This window comes from Sphingobacterium sp. HSC-15S19, from assembly GCF_050433745.1.
Classification (GTDB): domain Bacteria; phylum Bacteroidota; class Bacteroidia; order Sphingobacteriales; family Sphingobacteriaceae; genus Sphingobacterium; species Sphingobacterium siyangense.
This window is the reverse complement of sequence record NZ_JBNPWQ010000091.1, coordinates 1-2,141: the sequence shown is the minus strand read 5'-3', so window position 1 is coordinate 2,141 and position 2,141 is coordinate 1. Positions and strand designations below refer to the sequence as shown.

Here is a 2,141-nt window from a genome sequence, read left to right as displayed (position 1 = left end):
AATCTGTCCATTATCGCATCCGCAAGTGTTGGCTCATCAATAAAGTTGTACCATGCTTCAATCGGTAGCTGAGAAGTTATGACAACAGAGCTATTTCCATATCGGTCTTCCAATATATCTAGCAGTGCAAGCCGAGTATCAGCGTCTATAGATTTTAACCCGAAGTCATCCAATATGAGTAACTTTTGGTTTGCAATTCCCTTTATCCATTTCAGATAAGTACCATCAAGCCTGGTCTGTACAACGGTATCCATAAAGCGGTTCATACTGAAGTATAGCGTTTTAAAGCCCAGCAGACAAGCCGACCTTCCCAGCGCACAGGCCAAAAAGCTTTTACCTGATCCTGTAGCCCCTGTGATAAGAACATTTTCTCCACGATGTATAAAAGTGCCGTCTGAAAGTCGAAGTACCTGTTCACGTGTGATGCCCCTTTCTACATTGCAGATGATCTCTTCAGGAAGAGCGTTGTACCTGAGCCGGCTGGCTTTGAGATATTTTTGGGTCCTGGTATGGTCCCGGTATTCGAGTTCGGCCTGTACCATAGATCCCAATAGTTCATGGACATCCTGGATTTCGTGTACTGGTAAGGAGGCGACTGCTTCATAGCGGCGGGCCATGCCAGTCAGGCGCATTGATCTGAGCTGTTCGATAGTTTGATCTGTGTTCATTTCTGTTGTTGATTTATGTGTCTTTTTTTTATTTGTATTCATCCGCACCCCGGATGTTCGCATGCAGCGGAATGGTGTAGCCGACAGTGGGCCGATCATCTTTTTCCAGCATGTCCATCTTGTTGTCAAGGATATTTTTTATGGACATATAATTAAAGCGGTGGCCTTTTAGCCCTCTTTGGCAGGCGGCTTCTATGCGGTCTGGATAAAGCGATGCCAGCCTGAGGAGTCCCTGACAGGCTTGATAAGATTGGTCTATGATCAGTTTGCTATCCATCACCTTTTGAAAGTATTCGCGGGTGGCAACACCGTATTTTTCTGCCCTTAAAAGATAGTCATCGGGATTCCAGGCCAGGCGCTCGCGAAAGTGGCGGTGATGGGGTGGTTCATGATTTCTGTCGGTCGTATAACCGTGTTTTTTATAGCTGCGCCTGTGAAGGGCTACACGGGTGTTTCCGATGTATATTTCAACGGTATCGGTACAATAAATAATATTTACCGTGCTCCCGATATGTTTGCTGGGCACACTGTAGAAGTGCCAGTCCTCGCCCAGTACCACATGATAATCACGTTGTACCTTTGCACGTGTATAATGCTTCATTACGAAAGAGCTAGCCGGTAATGGATTTAAGGCAGGTTTCTCGCTGCTTTCAAAAAGCTCTGTTCTACTGAAAGTTTTGCGCTGAAAGTTTTTTTGATGATGTTCCTTGAGCTGTAGGCTTATAGCAAGGTTCAGTTCGCGGATACTTTTAAAGGTCTCATTTCGGAGTGGAGCGTATATCCGTTGATAGGTTATTTTAACAGCACCTTCCACTGATGCCTTATCCCTGGGTTTTGCAGGACGTGTGGCCAGGAGCGCTATGTTGTTATGATTGGCCCATTGCTCCAACATATCGGCGAACTTTGGCTCGTAACGGTTACTGCGCACGACCCACTGTTTCATATTGTCCGACTTTACCGATAAGGGTACGCCTCCAAAATACCCAAGTGCATTGTTAAGCGCCCGCAATACCTGTGGCAAAGACGCATTAATGAGCGCCTCCACATAACTATAACCACTAAAAGGCAATACGGCGACAAGAACTGGACAGGCTATCAGCTCACCACTGTCGGTATCCAAATAATGCAGCATATCACCGGCAAAGTCCACCTGCAGCAGCCTCCCAGGCTCATGTTCAAAACGCATGGTGGCTCCCTGTTTGCGGATATGTTCCTGAAGAAGCTCACAGAATCTGGAATAACCAAACCCATCGGGATATTCATTGATATATTCCTGCCATAACAGCTGACGCGTAACTCCCACACGACGGAGTTCAGAAAATAAATAGGAAAACTGTGATTCAAGATGTATCCGACGGGGGTCTTTTTCTATCTGTTCCGCTTTGCCCGCATTAAGATAAGCCTCCAGCTCGACATCGGAAAAAAGGAGCAGTTCCGCAATACTGAATCCGCTGTCGGCGAACCGCTGCAAAT

General features: G+C 46.4%; 2 protein-coding genes. Both read right to left on the bottom strand.

Going from position 1 to position 2,141, the window contains the following annotated elements; genetic code table 11:
• A partial coding sequence (locus L1283_RS28410) for an ATP-binding protein (protein WP_429626812.1) occupies nucleotides 1–668 on the bottom strand: 668 nt, incomplete at its 3' end.
• 28 nt (nucleotides 669–696) lie between these two features.
• Nucleotides 697–2,141: IS21 family transposase (gene istA, locus L1283_RS28405; RefSeq protein ID WP_429626811.1), on the bottom strand; the 1,445-nt coding region annotated here is incomplete at its 5' end.